General features: G+C 56.8%; 4 protein-coding genes. 1 reads left to right on the top strand and 3 read right to left on the bottom strand.

Features of this window, described 5'->3' with window-relative positions:
* Positions 1-235 precede the first annotated feature (235 nt).
* From IPM06_22590 to IPM06_22580, 3 genes are all read right to left on the bottom strand, one after another.
* Positions 236-442, bottom strand: coding sequence for a hypothetical protein (locus IPM06_22590; GenBank protein ID MBK8773199.1), 207 nt, complete (start codon positions 440-442; stop codon positions 236-238).
* A complete protein-coding gene (locus IPM06_22585) occupies positions 439-864 on the bottom strand; it encodes a hypothetical protein (protein ID MBK8773198.1) in 426 nt (141 codons plus the stop codon). The genes IPM06_22590 and IPM06_22585 overlap by 4 nt, the downstream gene beginning before the upstream one ends.
* Positions 865-999: 135 nt before the next feature.
* On the bottom strand, positions 1000-3639 hold the full coding sequence (locus IPM06_22580; GenBank protein ID MBK8773197.1) for a DNA methylase N-4: 2640 nt from the start codon (positions 3637-3639) through the stop codon (positions 1000-1002).
* Positions 3640-3898: 259 nt separating this feature from the next.
* On the opposite strand from IPM06_22580, the gene IPM06_22575 reads away from it, so the two are divergent.
* Positions 3899-4141: helix-turn-helix domain-containing protein (locus IPM06_22575; protein MBK8773196.1), on the top strand; the 243-nt coding region annotated here is incomplete at its 3' end.

The following is a 4141-nucleotide window of genomic DNA, read 5'->3' as shown; positions in this document are numbered from 1 at the left end:
GGATGCGCCCGGTCACGGCTGCGTGCCACACATTGCCATCGTGCGTTGCCTCAAGAATGAGGTTGTAATGCCACACGTAGCATGTGACACCGGCCGGCGGCGTCCCCATCTGCCAGTTATTCATAGTCTTTGTCCCTCTCCTTCGCCATCACGATCAAGGCCATCGTGATGAACCCGAACATAAAGCCGACGCCGAACGCCAGGAACAGGCGAACCCAGCCGTACATCTCTTCGCTCATATCGGCCCCTCATCCTTTCTCATCAAATCGCCGGCGACTTCTTGCGCATCCAGGCGTTGCTTGAACGTGACCAGCGATTCGAGCGCCCTGGCATAGTTCACGAAGTACTGGCGCTGATTCTTTTCGTCTTTCAATTGTTGCGCCAACTTCTCCGCTTGCCGCTGCCAGTACGCCGCAGGGTCTTCAATCAATGGCGTTTTCATTGTTCGCTCCCGATGTCACCGGATAACGTTGCCCGATAGTCCCGCATCTCCGCTTTGGCGTAATCCCACAGCACGGCTTCTGACCCGAAACGGTCACCTTTGCCGCCGAGTTGCGCCGCCTGCTCCAACAGTTTCACGTTGCGCAGATGCGCCTGTAACCGGACTGACAACCGCTCGTTGGCGCTGCGCAGAGATTGAATCTCCGCATCCTGTTGCTTGATTGCGGCGAGCAGTTCGGCCTTCTGCGATTCAAGGCTCTGGATTGTGCGGCGGAGAAGCGCCTTTTCGTTGATGATTGCCAGCGTTCCGTCGATCACGGCGTCAAGGTCGGTCGGCGCCTGTGGATATGTTCTGATGTCCATGTAATCCCTCTCGTGTTTCATGTCATTGTCCCCTGAGTTACAGCCGGTAGAGATTCCCATTAATCCCTACCGGCACAAGCGAACGGTCCCAGCGTGCCAAACCTGTATGAACCGGATCGACCAGGTTGGCGACGAGAAAGGTTTCGAGGCGAAACACCCCGCCGGTTACTGCGTCAGCCGGGACCGTGGTACACGTTAGGCTGCGTCGGCGAGCGTCGGCATGATTGCGGCTGCTTCTGCGTCAATCAGTTCGAACAGCGTCGGAGCGCCGCGGTTCAATTCCGCCTCTTTGCAATACTGCACACCGGCTTCGTAGTAGACCGGGTTCAATTCGATACCAACGCCGCGCCGGCCCATCTTGATAGCGATGTAGGGGACCGTGAATAGGCCACCGAATGGATCCAAGACAACCTCATCGGGATTCGAGAACCGTTCAATGACACGCTCTACGATGTCGAAGGGCAACGGGCAAACGTGATTCTCTTCGCCCTTGCGGAACTGTGACGAGTTCAACGTCTGCATTGACACGACATCCGACCAGACGTAATCCTGCCCGCCGTCTGGCGCATGGGGTAGCATCAACCCGTAGGTTTTGGGCAATGCGCCGGCGTCATCCAGTGCTGCTACCATGTCCAGGTGCGCCTGGTAGTCGTACAGGTTCTTGGCACTGAACAGTTTGTACCAGCGGTAGATGCGACCGGCGTCAGTCTGGGTCAACTGTTCGGGCGTCCACTCCTGCTTTGCCGCTTCGATTTCATCGGGGCGTAGCAGGCGGTTGCCGGAAGAGCGCCAGTAGGCATGTGCGTCAACTTGCCAGCGACTGACCGGGTATTCATCCTTCGTGTGCACGACCGGCTCATCGGCGTAGCTGCGCTGCGTGTCCGACTGTTTCTTGCGGAAGTACAGGACGTATTCCGGCAAGCCGGCGCCCATCTTCGTGCCGTCTTTGACCATCTCCGACCAGGAGAGGCGGTAGGTCGAGTTGTTCTCACGAACAACGTCGGTGTTGACGGTGACGCGGCCGCAGAAGATAAAGCCGTGTTTGCGGAAAGCCGCTACGCAGTCATCACTGAACGGGTACACTGCCATGACACCAAGACCGGAGTTGTGAGCATACTCTAGCAGGTCTTTGACGTGAATCACGGCCATGCGCCCGGGCTTGAGCGTGCGCAGGAGATGCGGGATTAGAAAGTCCATCTGCTGCCAGAATGCCTCATTCGACGGGTTGTGACCCATGTCGTTCTTGGAGGGGGAATATTCGTAATGCTTGGAAAACGGTATCGACGTGTGAATCAGGTCGACCGAGTTATCAGCCCACCGTTCCATCTCGACGATCGAATCGTTATTGATGGCAGTGAACCACTTCCCCGACGTTTCCTGTCGGGGCAAACCGAGCGTGCGCTTGAGATTCATGGATAGTGCCTCATTCGTTAGTCCGAACTCTCTCAGGATGTGCGTCATGTTGTCAACCAACTGATTGTGTTTCGCCCACTTGGTTTTCATCACCTCGACGATCTGGTCTTCGGCGTCGGTGTGAATGATGTGGACCTCGACCGGTTTCGTCTGCCCGAATCGCTGCGTTCGGTGAATCGCTTGGATGAACTCTTCGAACTGGTAGCGCACGCCGGTGAAAATGTTGGCGTAACAATGCTCCTGAAAATTGCACCCGGATCCGGCGATCTCCGGTTTGGTGGCCAGGATGCGATACTTGCCATCGCTAAAATCTACGATGCGCTGCTCCCGCACGTCCAGGTCCTGCGAGCCGAACACGTCAACCGCATCTGGGATAGCTTTGGTCAACGCCCGCCGCTCATCCTCAAGATGGTGCCACACAAGCCAGTGCTTTGTTGGCGAATCGGCGGCGATAATCTCCGCTGTCTTGTCAACACGATCCTGCAGACTGTCCCGCTTCTCCTTGATTGACGCCTGGATAGATGCGGCGCTGTCTTTGAAGAGCATGACGTTGCCGTATTTGTCGGAGATGTCCCAAGCCTTCGTGTGGTCGGCTGCGATGCGGTGCCAGTGCACCGTGATCTCCGGCATGATGTATCCGGTATCGTCATAGCCCAGGTCGGACGGCTTTTGCACAAACAACGCCCAGCTCGCGACCCACAGCCAGAATTCCCGTTCCAGGTGCGGATGGACGGTCAGGTGGCCGGCGTGCTGACTGTCCCGCTTGAACCATCTCGTTAGCGCCTGGCCAGCGTCCATGACACCTAAGAACTGGGAGTAGTAGATGAGTTCTTTCCAGTCGTTCGGCGACGGCGTGGCGGTGCAGACGAAGCGGTAGGGAATCGGGCGGCACACATTCTCGAACGTCTGCTGCGTGTCACTGCCCAGGCTGCGGAGCACTGACCCTTCGTCGAGGCTGATTGCTTCGATGTGTTCGGCCAAGAATGCGGCGGAGATGTCGCCCTCTCGCACCCGCTCATAGTTCGTGATGAGGTAGGGGGTATCGGCTGCGAGCGCTTCGGCGTCGGTGCGGACATACTGGATTTTCATACCCATCGCCGGGCCATCTTTGACGGTGAACTGATGACGCACACCGAGCGGTGCGACAATCAACGTCTTGGCGCCCGTGCGGTTGTGAATCTGGCGGAGACATTCGCAGGCGATGCGAGTCTTGCCAAGACCGAACGACGATGCGTTCAAGGCCTTGCCGCGCGCTAGCATCCAACGGACGGTGTCGCGCTGATGAGGGAATAGACTTGGGTGTAGGTCAGCTTCTTCGCAGATGAACCCGCCGCCGCCGTGGATGTCGATCTTCGTCTCTGCTACCCAACGGTAGTAGGCGTCGATTCGGTCGGCTGCTTCTTTGGTGAGATAGTCTGTCATGGTGTTTCGTTCCCTTCCAATGTACAATGATCGTGCGTCGGCTCTGTGCTACGCACCCTTTAGCAGTCAGCGCCGCTAGTCTGAGTAGCGGTGCTGATTTTTACAACCGTTGTCTTGCGTCCAAACTGATATATAGCATTGTACCTTTGGTTACACAATTTGTCAACTAGCAATAATAATGCGCAAAGTGATTGACAATTGTCCGTTGCGCCTGTATGCTTGACGCAATGAACGCATGGCCACAACAAAAGGAAACACAATGCTCAAAGTGACATTCAACGTCTTGCGACCGCTAGGCCAGTTAGAGGCGCAACGTAACCATCGGTACACGTTCGCTGAGGTTGCGGAGCTGTCCGGCCTTAGCAGGCAGACGGTGCGCAACATCATGCGCAAGCCGCCGCAACAAATCGACGTTGACACCGTGGCGGCGCTGCTGGCGTTCTTTGCGGCTGAGGGTATGCCCATCGGCGTCGGACAGTTGTTTGATGTCATCACTCCGCCA

Source organism: Hyphomicrobiales bacterium (assembly GCA_016710435.1).
GTDB lineage: Bacteria > Pseudomonadota > Alphaproteobacteria > Rhizobiales > Aestuariivirgaceae > Aestuariivirga.
This window is presented reverse-complemented; position numbering and strand designations above follow the sequence as displayed.